The sequence below is a fragment of the Bacillus sp. L381 genome, assembly GCF_030284525.1.
GTDB classification, from domain to species: Bacteria; Bacillota; Bacilli; order Bacillales; family Bacillaceae; genus Bacillus; species Bacillus amyloliquefaciens.
The window spans coordinates 2760975-2776885 of the sequence record NZ_CP127224.1 but is presented as its reverse complement, the minus strand read 5'-3'; the positions used below and the strand labels follow the sequence as shown (position 1 = coordinate 2776885).

The 15911-nt window shown below is 46.6% G+C and carries 14 protein-coding genes and 1 other annotated feature; of the genes, 8 read left to right on the top strand and 6 right to left on the bottom strand.

All coding sequences use genetic code 11. From position 1 onward, the window contains the following. Nucleotides 1–56 precede the first annotated feature (56 nt). The 4 genes from QRX25_RS14115 to QRX25_RS14100 all read left to right on the top strand — a co-directional run bounded on the left by QRX25_RS14115 (nucleotide 57) and on the right by QRX25_RS14100 (nucleotide 4957). Nucleotides 57–812, top strand: coding sequence for an ABC transporter ATP-binding protein (locus QRX25_RS14115; RefSeq protein WP_212098788.1), 756 nt, complete (start codon nucleotides 57–59; stop codon nucleotides 810–812). Further along, a complete protein-coding gene (locus QRX25_RS14110) occupies nucleotides 809–2749 on the top strand; it encodes an ABC transporter permease (RefSeq protein ID WP_212098785.1) in 1941 nt (646 codons plus the stop codon). Before QRX25_RS14115 ends, QRX25_RS14110 begins: the two co-directional genes overlap by 4 nt. A 108-nt stretch (nucleotides 2750–2857) precedes the next feature. Next, nucleotides 2858–3577, top strand: coding sequence for a YwaF family protein (locus tag QRX25_RS14105; protein WP_212098781.1), 720 nt, complete (start codon nucleotides 2858–2860; stop codon nucleotides 3575–3577). Between the two features lie 195 nt (nucleotides 3578–3772). After that, nucleotides 3773–4957 (top strand): MDR family MFS transporter, encoded by a 1185-nt coding sequence (locus tag QRX25_RS14100; RefSeq protein WP_115997783.1) that lies wholly within the window; start codon nucleotides 3773–3775, stop codon nucleotides 4955–4957. 37 nt (nucleotides 4958–4994) lie between these two features. Here the strand turns inward: QRX25_RS14100 and ytvA are convergent, their stop codons facing one another. Beyond that, nucleotides 4995–5780 (bottom strand): YtvA family blue-light photoreceptor, encoded by a 786-nt coding sequence (gene ytvA / locus QRX25_RS14095; RefSeq protein ID WP_212098777.1) that lies wholly within the window; start codon nucleotides 5778–5780, stop codon nucleotides 4995–4997. A gap of 389 nt (nucleotides 5781–6169) precedes the next feature. Between ytvA and QRX25_RS14090 the strand changes: the two genes are divergently transcribed. The 4 genes from QRX25_RS14090 (at nucleotide 6170) to QRX25_RS14075 (ending at nucleotide 10339) form a co-directional block, all read left to right on the top strand. Then, nucleotides 6170–6505 carry a DUF4257 domain-containing protein gene (locus QRX25_RS14090; RefSeq protein ID WP_015418038.1) on the top strand — a complete coding sequence of 112 codons (336 nt, stop codon included), beginning with the start codon at nucleotides 6170–6172 and terminating at the stop codon, nucleotides 6503–6505. A gap of 102 nt (nucleotides 6506–6607) precedes the next feature. Then, nucleotides 6608–6821, top strand: a binding site (T-box leader). A 109-nt stretch (nucleotides 6822–6930) separates the two neighbouring features. Beyond that, nucleotides 6931–9345: a leucine--tRNA ligase gene (leuS, locus tag QRX25_RS14085; RefSeq protein ID WP_065982117.1), complete on the top strand. Its 2415-nt coding sequence runs from the start codon at nucleotides 6931–6933 to the stop codon at nucleotides 9343–9345. A 116-nt stretch (nucleotides 9346–9461) separates the two neighbouring features. Further along, complete coding sequence (locus QRX25_RS14080; RefSeq protein WP_212098774.1) at nucleotides 9462–9773, top strand: rhodanese-like domain-containing protein; 312 nt, start codon at nucleotides 9462–9464, stop codon at nucleotides 9771–9773. Nucleotides 9774–9850: 77 nt separating this feature from the next. Further along, nucleotides 9851–10339, top strand: a complete 489-nt coding sequence (locus tag QRX25_RS14075) for a GNAT family N-acetyltransferase (RefSeq protein WP_212098771.1) — start codon at nucleotides 9851–9853, stop codon at nucleotides 10337–10339. Nucleotides 10340–10376: 37 nt separating this feature from the next. On the opposite strand, the gene melA is transcribed toward QRX25_RS14075, so the two are convergent. The 5 genes from melA to QRX25_RS14050 are packed head-to-tail and all read right to left on the bottom strand — an operon-like array spanning nucleotide 10377 to nucleotide 15771. Next, nucleotides 10377–11675, bottom strand: a complete 1299-nt coding sequence (gene melA, locus QRX25_RS14070) for an alpha-glucosidase/alpha-galactosidase (protein ID WP_212098767.1) — start codon at nucleotides 11673–11675, stop codon at nucleotides 10377–10379. Nucleotides 11676–11697: 22 nt separating this feature from the next. Then, nucleotides 11698–12519, bottom strand: a complete 822-nt coding sequence (locus QRX25_RS14065; protein ID WP_212098764.1) for a carbohydrate ABC transporter permease — start codon at nucleotides 12517–12519, stop codon at nucleotides 11698–11700. Beyond that, nucleotides 12516–13430 (bottom strand): carbohydrate ABC transporter permease, encoded by a 915-nt coding sequence (locus tag QRX25_RS14060; protein WP_212098761.1) that lies wholly within the window; start codon nucleotides 13428–13430, stop codon nucleotides 12516–12518. Before QRX25_RS14060 ends, QRX25_RS14065 begins: the two co-directional genes overlap by 4 nt. Continuing rightward, on the bottom strand, nucleotides 13427–14704 hold the full coding sequence (locus QRX25_RS14055) for an ABC transporter substrate-binding protein (RefSeq protein ID WP_212098758.1): 1278 nt from the start codon (nucleotides 14702–14704) through the stop codon (nucleotides 13427–13429). Before QRX25_RS14055 ends, QRX25_RS14060 begins: the two co-directional genes overlap by 4 nt. 41 nt (nucleotides 14705–14745) lie before the next feature. Then, entirely contained in the window at nucleotides 14746–15771 is a 1026-nt protein-coding gene (locus QRX25_RS14050) for a LacI family DNA-binding transcriptional regulator (RefSeq protein ID WP_212098755.1), read from the bottom strand. Between the last annotated feature and the right edge of the window lie 140 nt (nucleotides 15772–15911).

Genomic DNA, 15911 nt, shown 5'->3' with positions numbered 1-15911 from the left:
AAAACGGCTCCTGTTCTTACAATAAATATAACCAATGTAAAAAGGAGAATTGTAACGTGATGATTTTAGAAGCAGGCAATATTCGCAAAAGCTATGGAAATAAGCTGAATAAACAAGAGGTGCTGAAAGGAATTGATCTGCAGATCCACAAAGGGGAATTCGTCAGTATTATGGGCCCGTCAGGATCAGGGAAAACGACCCTTTTGAATGTGCTTTCCTCCATTGATAAAGTGAGCGCGGGCACCATTAAACTGAATGAGACGGAGATTACGTCCATGAAGGAAAAACAGCTTGCCGAATTCAGAAAACGGCATCTCGGCTTTATCTTTCAGGATTATAACTTATTGGATACGCTGACCGTGAAAGAAAACATACTCCTGCCGTTATCCATTACGAAAATGTCTAAAAAAGAGGCGGACCTGCGATTTGCCGAGACGGCAGAGGAGCTTGGCATCTATGATTTGAGACATAAGTATCCGAGTGAAATTTCCGGCGGGCAAAAACAGCGGACATCTGCCGCAAGAGCTGTTATTCATGAGCCGGGCATTATTTTTGCCGATGAGCCGACCGGAGCGCTCGATTCTAAGGCTGCATCGGATTTACTGAATAAACTGAGCCGTCTGAATCAAAAGCGCCGCGCCACCATTGTGATGGTGACGCATGATCCGGTTGCCGCCAGCTATTCCGGACGTGTGGTTTTCATTAAAGACGGCCGTGTGTATACACAGCTGAATAAAGGCGGTCAGGAGAGACCAAACTTTTTTCAGGATATTATGAAAACACAAAGCGTGTTGGGCGGGGTTCAGGCATGAGTATTCATCATTTGATCTTCCAGAACCTGAAAAAGAATATGAAAAACTATTATCTTTACGTTTTCGCTCTGGTGTTCAGCGCCGCCCTTTATTTCGCCTTTGTCACGATGCAATACGATCCGGCGCTTGATGAAATGAAAAGCTCCATAAAAGGAGCGGCGGCGATCCGGGCCGCCTCCATTCTGCTTGTGGCGATTGTGTCGGTATTTCTTTTATACGCCAACACTATTTTTATTAAACGGCGCGGCCGGGAAATCGGCTTATTCCGATTAATCGGCATGACGAAAATGCACATTTTCCGCATACTCAGCACAGAAAATTTCATTTTGTATTTCGGGTCGATATGGATCGGTATTTTTGCCGGCTTTTCTCTTTCGAAATTATGTATGATGATGCTGTTCCATACAGTCGGTGTGAAAGCCGCTGTCTCATTGTTTTTCTCAAGCAGGGCGCTCGTTCAGACGTTGATTGTGTTCGGGGCCGTTTATGTGCTGATTATGATGATGAATTACTTATTTATTAAACGGCAAAGCATTTTGTCTTTATTTAAAGCCGCGTCATCGTCAGAAAGCGGCATAAGGCGGCTCTCTTGGCTGCAGATGACAATCGGCGTTATCGGTATCGGGACCATTATCGCAGGCTATGCTGTGTCCGCTCAACTATTCGGGGGCAGTTTTACGACCATGAATGAACTGTTTTCGGCAATGGTGTTTATTCTTGGATCGGTGATTATCGGAACCTATTTGTTTTATAAAGGTTCGGTCAGCTTTCTGGCTAACCTCATCAGAAAATCAAAGGGCGGGTATCTGAATGTCAGTGAAGTGCTGTCTTTGTCATCCATCATGTTTCGGATGAAGTCTAACGCCGTGCTGCTGACGATTATTACGACTCTTTCGGCGCTGTCAATCGGTTTACTGTCTTTAAGCTATATTTCGTATTACTCTGCGGAAAAATCAGCTGAGCAAAATACGGCGGCTGACTTCGCGTTTGATAACCAAAAGGAGGCTGACTCATTTACCGCCTTATTGAAAAAAAACGGAATTGAGTATCAAGTGAAGACAATCAAGACCATTCAGGCCGGTGTCAATATGAAGAACATCATAAACGGTGATATGAAAAGCTTTAAACAAGACCCATCCCACTTGGCGCTGCCGATTGTAAGTGAGACAGACGCGGAAGGGGTGACACTTTCTGACGGAGAAGCCGTGTTTACCGGATATAATGATATGATGAAAAAATTTCTCGACCTAAAAACGTCGGGTTCCATTGAAGTAAACGGCAAAACGGATAAAATACCGCTCGCGTATAAGGGCTTGAAGAACGACTTCATCCTGTCTTATACATTCACAAGCGGGGGACTGCCGACCGTTATTGTCACGCAGCATGTATTTGACCGGATCGAGAAAGATATCGACCCATCCATCCAGGGAAAATCAAATCAATTTTTCGGCATTACACTCAAAACGGAAGAGGACGTCCAAAAAGCTGATGACCTGTTTCAGGCGCAGCGCTATTCAGACGGCGGGCTTTCACAGTTTGAAACGGCTGACACCCAAAAGAAAAACATGGGGCTGATCATGTTTATCGTCGGGTTTTTGGGCTTAACCTTTCTGATCACCTCAGGATGTATCCTTTATTTTAAACAAATGGGCGAGTGCGAGGATGAAAAGGCTGATTACACGATATTGCGGAAGCTCGGTTTCACCACGGGAGATCTGCTGAAAGGCATCCGCCGGAAGCAGGCGTATCATTTCGGCATTCCGCTCGTTCTCGGACTTTTCCACAGCTATTTCGCCGTTCAGTCAGGATGGTTTTTATTCGGAACCGAAGTGTGGACGCCGATGATCATTGTCATGGCGCTGTATACGCTGCTGTATTCCATCTTCGGCATATTGTCGGTGCTTTATTATAAAAAAGTCATTCAATCCGCATTGTAAAATAAGTTGAGGAGCTTCCGCACAGCGGAGGCTTTTTTTTGCATGAATAGAAGAAAGCGATTTTTAAAAGAATAGACATACGTCATTTTTTTCGCGCGGGGGAGCCTTATGCAGAAATATTTTCAATTGAAATCTGAAACAGGGGCCTTTCATCTTTTTTCTGTGGAACACATTTTCACGCTTTTCATCATCGGATTGCTGGGAGTGTTCGTGATCATATTACGGAAAAAACTCAATCACGGCCGGCCGAATCGCGTTTTCCGATATGTGCTGTTCATTCTTCTTGCCGTGTCGCAGATCTGCTACCATATATGGCTGCTCTTTCATCATGCCTGGTCGCTGAAAACATCTCTGCCGCTGCAGCTGAGCGACCTTTCCGTCTATTTGGCGATGCTGATGGTCATGACAAAAAGCAAAAAGCTGTTCGCCTTTCTCTATTTTGCCGGTTTGGGCAGCGCCATACAGGCGATGGCTACGCCTGATTTAGGGGCGTATACCTTCCCTCATTTTCGATATATCGTGTTTTTCGTCTCTCACGGCAGTGTTTTTCTTGCCTGTCTATTTATGGCCAGTGCTGAAAAGTACAGACCGTCGGTGCGCGCGCTCTGGGTGTCAGTGCTGATCGTCAATCTGTACGGGGCGTGTGTCTTTTTTATTGACCGTGTGCTGAATGCGAACTACCTCTATTTAATGAAAAAACCGAAGACCGCTTCGCTTCTGAATGTTTTCGGGCCTTGGCCGTGGTATCTTCTTTCAATGGAAGCGGCGGTGATATTGAGCTTTTTCATTCTGTATATCCCGTTTTGGCTGCTAAAGAAAAGAGCATGATGCCGGCATGTTTTTGTGAATCCAATCATTTGTAATTTTTTCAACATTCCGGCATTATTTTTTTCAGATTCTTATGTTGAAAAAAGGCGTCCGCGGGGATAGAATGAATGTGCTATGATAACGTGATCGATACGGAGCTGCAGCTTGCGGTTTCCGTTTTTTCATGGATTTTTTTATAGAGAAAGGGGGATCGGTATGCCGCGCGCTTTGAAGATATTAATCATCGGAATGTTTATCAATGTGACGGGCGCATCTTTTTTGTGGCCGCTGAATACGATCTATATTCATAATCATTTAGGGAAATCGCTGACTGTTGCGGGGATTGTTCTGATGCTGAATTCCGGAGCCAGTGTAGCGGGGAATTTATGCGGCGGATTTTTGTTTGATAAAATCGGCGGATTCAAATCCATTATGCTAGGCATTATGATCACTTTGGCAAGTCTTCTCGGACTTGTTCTGTTTCATCAATGGCCCGTTTATATTTGGCTGCTCATCATTGTCGGGTTCGGTTCCGGCATCGTGTTTCCGGCAAGCTACGCCATGGCGGGAGCGGTCTGGAAAGAAGGCGGGCGGAGAGCTTTTAATGCGATATATGTAGCTCAGAACGCAGGTGTCGCTGTCGGTTCCGCACTGGGAGGAATGGTTGCGGCGTACTCGTTTACGTACGTGTTTTTAGCCAATGCCTTGCTGTATGTGCTGTTTTTCCTTATTGTATTTTTCGGTTTTCGAAATATCAAAACCGGAAATGCGAGCCAGGTCTCTGTTCTGGACTGCGAGCCAGTCAGCAGCAGAACGAAATTTACGGCGCTCCTTATACTGAGCGGCGGGTATGTTCTTGGGTGGATTGCCTATTCGCAATGGTCCACAACCGTTGCGTCACATACTCAAAGCATCGGTATGCCGCTTTCATTATACAGTGTGCTCTGGACCGTAAACGGAATATTAATTGTCGCCGGACAGCCTCTTATAGGAGTTGTTCTGAAAAAATGGTCCGGTGCGTTAAAAACGCAGATGGTCATCGGCTTTTGTATTTTTATCGTCTCGTTCGGCGTGCTTCTCGGCGCCAAGCAATTTCCGATGTACCTCACCGCGATGGTGATTTTAACGATCGGAGAAATGCTTGTCTGGCCTGCCGTTCCCACTATTGCCAATCAGCTTGCGCCTAAGGGGAAAGAAGGGTTTTACCAAGGGTTCGTCAACAGCGCTGCCACGGGCGGCAGAATGATCGGCCCGCTCCTTGGCGGCGTGCTGGTTGATCAGTACGGCATGAGCGTGCTGCTCTTGATCCTGATGGTGCTTCTTGTCGTCAGCATCGCAGCGACGGTGCTTTACGACAAACGCCTGAAAGCTGTTCATAAACAAAACGTCCAAGTGCGATGACGTCAAAAAAATCCCGCTGTTTCGGCGGGATTTTTGTTTATACAACGGGAAGCACGTTGACGGCGTCCTTAACATTTAAATAGGTCTTAAATGAAGAAAAGCTGGCATCAAGCTGATTCATTTTCATGGCAAGAGAAGGCTTGATACCGGTGATAATTAATTCTGTGCCGATTAATTTAAGCAGGTGGTGCAATTTGAAAATCCGGTCCGCGGTCTGTTCGTTCACCTCGGCCAAACCTGATAAGTCTATAATTAAGTAATCATCTTTAGATGCGGTTAATATGTCCGTCAAAGTTGTCACAATTGAGTCAAATCGTTCTTCTGTTAAGTTCCCCACTAACGGCAAGGCGGAGATGCCGTTTCTGATCGGAACAATCGGCGTTGACAGCATCGTAATTTCTGCGAGGGAATCCTCAAGGAGTTTTTCGTATTCTTTCTGCTCTGTGATGTCTTTTTGAAAACCGACAAAATAGAGCTTGTCTTCAACATAAAGAGGATCAATATTGAGTTCATTCCAAAACGGGGTGCCGTCTTTTTTTACATTTTTCAGCCGCACCGTGATCTTTTCTTTATGTTTTAAGCTTTTTCTTATTTTCGCGACTTGTTTTCGGTCGGTTTCTTTGCCTTGCAGAAATCTGCAGTTCTTACCTAATATCTCTTCGGAAGAATAGCCTGTCATATCCATAAATCCCTGATTCGTATATATGATGGGATTGTCCTCAAGAGAGGGGTCTGTAATCACCACGCCGATCCGTGCGTGATCAAGCGCCTTTTTGATAAGCTCCAGCTGCTCCAGTTTTCCGAATACATTTGAGTCAGCCATATAAAACCCCCTTTAGGCCGTAAAGCTTTGCGCTTTTTTCAGCCGTTGTTTCTCCCCTTTTTAAATGAATCTACAGTAACCGTAGCATAACACATGTTCTGTTTCAAGCAGCCGAAGTTTGCGATTTGTCATTCGGGCTTGTCCTCATATACACTGAAGATATAAGGGGAAGGTATATCGCCGCTAAGTAAGTGACTAGGTCATTGTCACTGGGTGAAAAATGAATCTAATGCATCAAGCTTACCGATCATGTGTTCACATATAATGGAAGAAACAAGCTTTTTACTTTCCTGCTCATTCGCCGGTATGTAGATATCGAAAATCATCGTATTCGTAAGGGGGCTGGATGGCCTGAAGTCGCTTTACTAAATAAGGGCTTTAGGAAGGTGATGAAGATGCTGCATCAGGTAATTATTGCTTGTGTAATTGGAGGAATCATGGGGGTTCTCGGTCATGTGAAAAAGAGAGGCAGGCTGGAGAAACCCAGAATGACAAAGCGGTTTATCTATCTCGGTTTTTTGGAAGATGGTTTTATCGGAATGGCTGCTTCCATCTTACTTGTCTTATCCGCTGACCCCGATTCAGGAATTCAACTCGTCATCTTATCCATAATCGCAGGCTACGGCGGAGAAGCTGTTCTCAGAAGCTTTGATTTTGTCAGGGAACAAAACAGTGATTCGGCCGAAGCAAAACCACACCAGCAAAAAAATCCTCCATCAAAATAATATCCCCGCTCATGACCCGTTCTGGGTACATTCCCATTGTATACAAACCTGCTTGCACTTATGAACAGAATTCTATAAAATACAGGTAAGATTACGGTAGCGATAAGAACAGTGAAGAGGAGCAGTAAGAAGCAGATTTTGCAGTCAGAGAGTTGACGGCCGGTGCAAGTCAATCAAGTCTGTTTCCGAACTCGCCTCAGAGTTGCAGCGGCAAAACCGCTGACGCATAACTGCGTTAAAAGTATCAAGTGAGTGCGGCTTAAAACCGCGCTAACGAGGGTGGTACCGCGGGAAACAAAAATCTCTCGTCCCTTTTTGGGATGAGGGAGTTTTTTTTAGTTTTAGAATAATCTGAATATAATCTTCCTCATCCCGTCAATACTTGGACTACATACGCCGTATTCAATAAGAAGGAGGTTTTTGCGTTGAGTTTTCAGCACGAAAAAATAGAAAAGAAATGGCAGAATTACTGGTTGGAGCATAAAACATTCGCCGTCAGTGAAGAGAATGACAAGCCGAAGTTTTACGCGCTTGACATGTTCCCGTATCCTTCAGGAGCCGGCCTTCATGTCGGGCATCCGGAAGGCTATACGGCAACCGATATTCTTTCACGTATGAGACGCATGCAGGGGTACAATGTGCTTCATCCGATGGGATGGGACGCGTTCGGGCTTCCTGCCGAGCAATACGCGCTTGATACGGGGAATGATCCGGCCGAGTTCACGAAACACAATATAGATAATTTCCGCCGCCAGATCCAATCGCTCGGCTTTTCTTATGATTGGGATCGTGAAATCAATACGACTGATCCGGACTACTACAAGTGGACGCAGTGGATTTTCACCAAGCTGTATGAAAAAGGCCTCGCTTATGTAGACGAAGTGCCTGTCAACTGGTGCCCGGCACTCGGAACGGTGCTTGCAAACGAAGAAGTCATTGACGGCAAAAGCGAGCGGGGCGGACATCCGGTTGAACGCCGCCCGATGAAACAATGGATGCTGAAAATCACCGCTTATGCGGACAGGCTTCTTGAAGATTTAGAAGATCTGGACTGGCCTGAAAGCATTAAAGACATGCAGCGCAACTGGATCGGACGTTCTGAAGGCGCAAACGTGCATTTCGCAATTGACGGCACTGATGACACGTTCACGGTGTTTACGACAAGACCGGACACGCTGTTCGGCGCGGCTTATGCCGTTCTGGCTCCTGAGCATGAGCTTGTTGAAGCCATTACGACGGCTGAACAAAAAGAAGCGGTAGACGCTTATGTTAAAGAAGTTCAGGCGAAAAGTGATCTGGAACGGACGGATCTTGCGAAAACAAAAACGGGCGTCTTCACGGGCGCATATGCAATCAACCCGGCAAATGGGGAAAAGCTGCCGATCTGGATAGCTGATTATGTTCTCGCTACTTACGGAACGGGTGCTGTTATGGCCGTGCCGGCGCATGATGAACGCGATTTTGAATTCGCAAAAGTGTTCAGCCTGCCTGTCAAAGAAGTCGTAAAAGGCGGAAACACAGACGAGGAAGCGTACACGGGTGACGGAGAGCATGTCAATTCCGGCTTTCTGAACGGACTGAATAAAGCGGAAGCGATTGAAAAAATGATCGCCTGGCTTGAAGAAACGAAAAACGGTGAGAAAAAAGTGACATACCGTCTGCGTGATTGGCTGTTCAGCCGTCAGCGCTATTGGGGCGAGCCGATTCCGGTCATTCATTGGGAAGACGGCACGTCAACAGCCGTTCCTGCGGAAGAGCTGCCGCTGATTCTGCCGAAAACCGATGAGATCAAACCAAGCGGAACCGGTGAATCACCGCTTGCCAACATAAAAGAGTGGGTGGAAGTCACTGATCCTGAAACGGGCAGAAAAGGCAGAAGGGAAACAAACACGATGCCGCAATGGGCGGGAAGCTGCTGGTACTTCCTTCGCTTTATCGATCCGAAGAATCCGGATCAGCTCGCTTCACCTGAGAAACTGGATAAATGGCTGCCTGTCGATATCTACATCGGAGGAGCGGAGCATGCCGTGCTTCACCTTCTGTACGCGCGTTTCTGGCATAAATTCCTCTATGACATCGGTGTCGTGCCGACGAAAGAGCCGTTCCAAAAGCTGTATAACCAAGGAATGATTCTCGGGGAAAATAATGAAAAAATGAGTAAATCCCGCGGAAACGTCGTCAATCCGGATGAAATTGTGGCGTCTCACGGAGCAGATACGCTGCGCCTGTACGAAATGTTTATGGGGCCGCTTGACGCATCTATCGCCTGGTCTGAATCAGGTCTTGACGGAGCCCGCCGCTTCCTTGACCGCGTATGGCGTTTGTTTATCGAGGAAAACGGAGAGCTTACCGGCAAAGTGACAGAAGGCGCGGGAGAAACTCTTGAACGCGTCTACCATGAAACAGTCATGAAGGTGACAGAAAACTACGAAGCCCTTCGTTTTAACACAGGCATTTCTCAGCTGATGGTCTTCATTAATGAAGCTTACAAAGCGAATGAACTGCCGAGAGAATATATGGAAGGCTTTGTGAAGCTGCTTTCTCCTGTTGCCCCGCATCTGGCGGAAGAACTGTGGGAAAAACTTGGCCACGAAGGTTCGATTGCATATGAAGCTTGGCCTGCTTATGACGAATCAAAACTGGTTGATGATGAAGTGGAAATCGTCGTCCAGCTGAACGGAAAAGTAAAAGCGAAATTAATGGTTCCGGCTGATGCGGATAAAGCAGCATTAGAACAGCTCGCACAAGCTGATGAAAAAGTGAAAGAGCAGCTTGAAGGAAAAACGATTCGAAAAATCATTGCCGTACCGGGCAAGCTTGTCAATATTGTGGCAAACTGACCGGGCGAAGCCCCTCTCATAAAGAGAGGGGTTTTTTTATCAGGCCTCTAGCATAGAAATTGCCCCGCAGGCTTTGGTATACTTAAAATCATTAAGACGAATGGGAGTGTCACACATTGAAAATAAATGAAATCAGCACAGCCGCACTGGAAGAGAAATTAAAAGCGGGAGATGAGCTTTATCTAATTGATGTCAGAGAAGATGAAGAAGTAGCCGAAGGAATGATTCCGCAGGCTGTTCATATCCGCATGGGAGACATCCCTGAGAAAATGGATTCGTTAGACAAGGACAAAGAATATGTATTTATCTGCCGTTCCGGAAAAAGAAGCATGAATGTTTGCATGTATTTACATGAGCAGGGCTTCCGCACGGTTAATGTTGAAGGCGGTATGCTGGAGTGGGAAGGCGAAACAAAGCCGAAGAAATAACGTTTTGCAGTGAAAGAAGAAAAAGGGACGTACGTCTTTTTCTTCTTTTTTTATACAAAAAACGGGAGGCGAATCAAGTGAAACCGGTAATACGCACTATGAAAGCAAGTGATATCAAACAGGTCCGGCAAGTCGCGGAACGAAGCTGGCATCATACGTATGAAGGGATTATCCCCAGACACATTCAGGATCAGTTTCTCAAATCCGCCTATCAGGATGAAATGATGGAACGCCGGCTTCAGCATTCTCTGTTCTTTGTGGCAGAAGGAAAAGAGGGAAAAGCACTTGGCTTTGCAAATGTCACTCCGGTTCAAAAAGACGGAAAAGCGGAGCTGGCATCTATTTATATTGATCCGGGTTTTCAGGGGAACGGGATAGGCACGTCACTCCTTAAAGAATGTATCAGACAGTCTGCTGGAATAAAAGAGCTTTATGTCCATGCAGAAAAAGAGAACCGCACCGCCTTGTCCTTTTATCAAGCGAAAGGGTTTCAACGGGTATGTGAATTCGAAGAAGACTTTAAAGGACACACCCTGCAGACGGTCAAACTGGTGCTGAACATATAAAGCGATCCAGCCCCCTCCCGGGCCGGATCGCGAATAATCAGTGATAAGCCGGAAGCCAGTCTTTATGGGCTTCAAATAAATCATCGCACAAAGAGATGATGTCATTCATGGAAAGCTCGGCGCTCGTATGAGGATCAAGCATGGCCGCCTGATATACGGCTTCCTTTTTTAAAGTAACGGCCGCTTCGATGATTAAAAGCTGTGTGTTAATGTTTGTTCTATTGAGCGCCGCGAGCTGTTCCGGAAGTTCGCCTGAATAGCACGGCATAATTTGATTTTTAACGGCGGCGCAAGGCACTTCAACGACTGCTTTCGCCGGCAGATTCGGTATGAGTCCCGTATTCAGCACATTGCCGCCGAACATAAACGGACGGCCCGTCTCCATCGCTTCTATAATTCTCGAACCGTATTCTTTCGAGCGCTCATGCGTCAGATTTTGATTGTTGATGATGCCGTCTCTCATCGTTTCCCAATTTTTGATTTGTTCTGCGCATCTTCTCGGATATTCATCTAGCGGGATCTGGAGTTCATCTATCAGCTCTGGATACCGGCTTTTTATAAAATACGGGTGATATTCGGCATTGTGCTCGGATGATTCCGTTACGTAGCAGCCGAACTTATCCATCAGCTCAAACCGCACCATGTCATTATGTTTCGTCTTTTGTTTCTCGCGGGCGCGTCTTTTAATTTCTGGATATAAATCAATTCCGTCTTTTTTGATCTCTAAGAGCCAAGCCATGTGGTTGATGCCTGCAATGCGTTCTTCCGTACCTTCGTGATCCATGCCGAGTGAGTCAAACAGATCTTTTGTACAGACCTGTACGCTGTGGCACAGGCCGACTGTTTTTACATTTGTATGTCTGAGTATCGCTCCTGTCAGAGAAGCCATCGGATTTGTATAGTTTAACAGCCACGCATCCGGACAGACCTCTTCCATGTCTTTAGCGATGTCAAATAAAACGGGGATGGTGCGGAGGGAACGGAAAATGCCGCCTATTCCGACGGTATCGGCAATCGTCTGGCGCAGGCCGTACCGCTTCGGGATGTCAAAGTCAATGACCGTCGCGGGTTTATAGCCGCCGACCTGAATGGCGTTTATCACATATCCGGCCTGTTTAAGCGCCTGTTTTCGGTCATCGTAAGAAATAATGGATACGCTCGTATTATAGCGGTCTCTCATGTTTTCCAGCATGAGCTGGGATTCTTTCAGCCGTACAGCATCAATATCATAAAGCGCGAATTCAAATCCGTTTAAAGCCTCAGTCAGTAAACAGTCTCCCAGTACATTTTTCGCAAAAATCGTGCTTCCCGCTCCGATAAACGTAATTTTCTTCAACAGAAATTCCTCCCTTTTCTTCTCAGCCTTTGACCGCCCCGGAGGACAGCCCTGAGATAAAATATTTTTGAAGGGCCAAAAACAAAATGACCATCGGCAGCATCGCCATAATTGCGGCTGCGGCGACTAAGTGAAGATTGTTCGTGTTTTCGCCGAAGAATCCGGCCATGGCTACGGTCAATGTCTGCACCTTTTGATCTTGTAAAAAGAAAATCGCAAATTGATAATCGTTCCAGATAAACACGCAGGAAATAATGCAGACTGTTGCGGTAATCGGTTTCAGCAGGGGAAACACGATCGTATAAAAAGTCCTGATCAATCCGGCGCCGTCCATCTTGGCCGCTTCCTCAAGCTCTTTCGGAATGGAAGAGCGGATAAATCCTGAATATAAGAAAACGGTCAGCGGCATATATGCAGCCGTATTAATGAGAATCGCTGCGGCATGCGTATTGATCAGTCCCGCATCAGCGACCATCTTGTATAAAGGAACCATGGAAGTCAAAGGCGGGATGATCATAATTGAAATCAAAAGGCCGAAGACGATTTTATTCAGCTTCGTATTTCTTCTCGCGAGCGGATATGCGGCAAGCGAACCCATGAAAATTAACAAAGCGGCGGAAACGGCTGTAATGATTATCGTGTTCAGAAAGGATTGCCCGAGAGAGGCCCGCTCCCATGCTTCACGGAAATTCTGAAATGAAAAAGCGGAGGGCAGCGACCATTTTGAACTGTAGTCTCCTTTTGCTTTTAATGACGTGGTCAGCAATATATAAAAGGGGACAATATGAACGCATGAGATGACGGCAGCCAGCAGGGTAAAGATCCGCATTCGGGCTGTTTTCATGACATTTCCGTCTCCTTTCGTTTGAAATACACAAGAGCCGAAAAGCTGATGACAAGAATAATGACGGACATAAACACGCCTTGGGCGGCGGCATATCCCGCATCCTGCCGTTTAAAATATAAATCATACATAAACGTCGACATCGATTGGGAGGAATTTCCCGGCCCGCCTGCGGTCAGGGCGAAAATGACATCAAACAGCTTGAGTCCTCCGATGATATTAATGACCATGTTGATGGTGACAGCCGGCATCAATAAAGGCAGGGTAATGGTGAAAAACGGCTGAAAGCCTCCCGCGCCATCTATTTTTGCCGCTTCGTAATAATCTTTCGGAATGCTTTGCAGGCCCGCCAAATATACAATCATCGCAATGCCTGCGTATTGGTAGGTGTTAATCATGACGATGATCCACGGGTTTGCCGTCGGGCTTGCCAAGGCGTTGACAGAACCGATCCCCAACGCGCCAAGCACATCATTCAGCGCGCCCCCGTCATACGAGAAAATAAAATACCAAATGTATCCCATGATCAGCGGACTGATAATGACGGGCAGGTAGACGATCGTTCTTGTGAGCGCCTTCATTTTTAAGCTTTGATTCAAAAGCAGCGCATATAAAAGGCCGAGCATATTCTGAAAAAAAGTGCTTCCGAGTCCGTAAAGCAAAGTGTTTTTCACAACGAGCCACGTGTCCGGATCTGTCAAAAGCCTTTTATATTGGGTGACCCCCACCCATTGATATGTCTGTGAGAAGCCGTTCCAGTTTGTAAATGTGATAAAAGCGCCTTTGACAAACGGAAAAATCATGAAAATAAAAACCGTGGCAAGAGCAGGGACGTACATCCACCATAATGACGCGGGTTTAATCGGCTTTTTATTTTGAAATCCGGCGGTTTCTCTTGCAAGATCACTCATTCTTCTTCAGCTCCCTGTGAATCAAATTGAAGACGGAGCCGCTTATATTCCCTGCCGAGTTTCGCCGAAATTTCTGAGGGAGTTAAGATATCAGCCATCAGCTCCTGCCCGGCCGTGCCCATCACATCCCACATTCCGTTCGGCAAATAAAGGCGGTCGAAATAAGGCTGCACCTTAATATGCTGATAGCGCTTATAGTCATTTGCGTAGAAAATGTCCGTTTTCACATTCACTAATCCTGCCGGAAGCGAGGTCGCTTCGGCAATTGATTTTGCATGTTCTGGACGGGCCATAAATGCGATAAACTGTTTCGCTTCTTTCAGCCGCGGGGAATCCTTGGATGCCGCCAGCGTATAACGTTCGCCCCCGATCCATACCGGTGCGTCTCCTTTGTGGACTGCCGGGGTCGGTATGATGCCGACTTTTACCTTCGGATTGATTTGAGCGACGTCTTGGCCGAGGGTGCCGCTCTGCAGCGTAAAGGCGATTTTGTTTTGCGCCATCAGTTCAATTAACTGGGAACGTTTTGCCGTCACGGCATCTGTATTGAGCAGGTTTTCTTTTTGCATCTCTTTCAGTTTGTCAGATAAATAGGTGAAGTGTGTCCAGCGGAAGGTTCCGTTTAACAGCTGCTTTTTGTAACGGTGAGCGGGATCTGTGATGAGAAGCGGTGCGGCGAATTGATCGTAATATTGGGCAAATGAGCTTTTCTCATAGCCGGCAAACCAGAAGGGAGTGACTGTTCCGCCGCTTTTTTCTTTAACCTGTCTCAGTGCCTTCATGAAATCGACCATCGTGTCCGGCGGTTTAATTCCGTATTCTTCCAATAGGGTACGATTGTAAGCAAGCCCGTCCTTTGCCTGATTCAAAGGGAAGGCGTATATCCTGCCTTTGGCGTCCTTGAGCATGCTGTTTAAATTCGGATCGAGCCGCTTCGTCCAAGACATGCCGCTGAGATCGGCTGTATATTCTCCGTAGCGGATTTTGGCCCAGCCGTGAGTGTCGAAAAGGTCGGGCATGTCATCGGCAGCCATTCTGACTCTCATCATATTTTCATAGTCATTGCCTGGGAAATGAACTTTTACTTGAATGCCCGGATGTTCTTTTTGAAATGAATCAGCCAATTTTCTGAACACGGCGCGTTCGCTGTCTGAGGATATAGTGGAATAGACGGTCAAGGTTTTCTGCTTTTCTCCTGCGCTGCTCTGTCCCGCGGAACAGCCGGGAAGTATCATACAAGTAAAAGAAAGAAACAAAACCAGTAAGCGTTTCATCTTTTCCTCCTTTAAATATGATATAAATGCTGCGGGAAACGTCACCTCCTTTCTTGTGAGCCGCAGCTTTGTCTGATAATCAGTGAAGTGGGGAGCGTCACGGCCAGCGGGACGGTCCTGCCGTTCAAACGGTCAAGAAGCAATTTGACACCCGTCCGGCCCATCTCTTCTGTATATACTTTTACCGTTGATAAAGGCGTGCTGGCGTATTCCGCTTCATCAATGCCGTTGAAGCTGACAATCGCTGTATCGCGAGGGACTTGAAGGTTGGCTTCCTGCAGGGCTTTTAAAGCGCCGATGGCCATCGAATCACTTGCGATAAAGAAGGCGTCGGGCAGACTGCCGCCTTTGATGGCTTCCTTCATCAGCCGGAAACCTTCGCGCATGCTGTATTCGCCGACCAGTACGTGCTCCGGCTCGGCGCCGGCCATTTGTAAGAAAGCGGTCAGGCGCTTATCTTCAATTGTTTGATTGCTGTTTACACCGTCTATCACGGTATGCTCCCGCTCCCGGCCGCCGATATAACCAAGCCGCCGATAACCGAGCGACAGCAGATGTTCTATCGCCTTCTGCGCTGCGGCATAAAAGTCTACGCTGACGGAGTCATAGCGGGCGGGATCAGGTATGCCGTTAACAAATACCGCGTGTCTGAAAGCGGTGCTGATATTCGTGAGCGCCTCGTCTTGGAGACTGCCGATTACGATCACACCGTCCAATTCGTGAAACATATGCTCTTGAAAAGAACCGAGATGGATAGAAGAAGTGATGAAAATTTTTTGCTGAAAACATTCTTCTTCAATGCCTTTTCTGATCGCCGAAAAATAAGGATCCTGCCGTTCTTCCTCCGGTGACAGGCAGCTGACAACGCCGATCAGGGGGGCGGAATCATTGCGGCTGCGGTTTTTTCGTTTTTTTGCCGACGGCTGATAGCCCAGCTCATCGGCGATCCGCAGGACTTTTTCTCTTGTTTCTTCAGTCACGGTTAAAGAGTCATCCCTGTTTAAAATTCTCGATACTGTGGCGCTGGATACAGACGCCTGTAAGGCAATATCTTTGAGACGGACCATTTTGCATCTCCTTTTTACTAAAAATTTACTAAATAGAAATGACTTGGTTATTGTTGAAGTGATATTATCACATATTAGTAAGCGTTTTCAACAACTTCTTTGGAGTTTTTTAGTAAAAAACAGTAAAAAGGGAAATCTGT

Excerpts from the sequence above, each read along its gene's own strand:
- QRX25_RS14110 (WP_212098785.1), top strand. The coding sequence starts at position 809 with ATGAGTATTCATCATTTGATCTTCCAGAACCTGAAAAAGAATATGAAA.
- QRX25_RS14105 (WP_212098781.1), top strand. The coding sequence starts at position 2,858 with ATGCAGAAATATTTTCAATTGAAATCTGAAACAGGGGCCTTTCATCTT.
- QRX25_RS14100 (WP_115997783.1), top strand. The coding sequence starts at position 3,773 with ATGCCGCGCGCTTTGAAGATATTAATCATCGGAATGTTTATCAATGTG.
- ytvA (WP_212098777.1), bottom strand. The coding sequence starts at position 5,780 with ATGGCTGACTCAAATGTATTCGGAAAACTGGAGCAGCTGGAGCTTATC.
- QRX25_RS14090 (WP_015418038.1), top strand. The coding sequence starts at position 6,170 with ATGAAGATGCTGCATCAGGTAATTATTGCTTGTGTAATTGGAGGAATC.
- QRX25_RS14065 (WP_212098764.1), bottom strand. The coding sequence starts at position 12,519 with ATGAAAACAGCCCGAATGCGGATCTTTACCCTGCTGGCTGCCGTCATC.
- QRX25_RS14060 (WP_212098761.1), bottom strand. The coding sequence starts at position 13,430 with ATGAGTGATCTTGCAAGAGAAACCGCCGGATTTCAAAATAAAAAGCCG.
- QRX25_RS14055 (WP_212098758.1), bottom strand. The coding sequence starts at position 14,704 with ATGAAACGCTTACTGGTTTTGTTTCTTTCTTTTACTTGTATGATACTT.
- QRX25_RS14050 (WP_212098755.1), bottom strand. The coding sequence starts at position 15,771 with ATGGTCCGTCTCAAAGATATTGCCTTACAGGCGTCTGTATCCAGCGCC.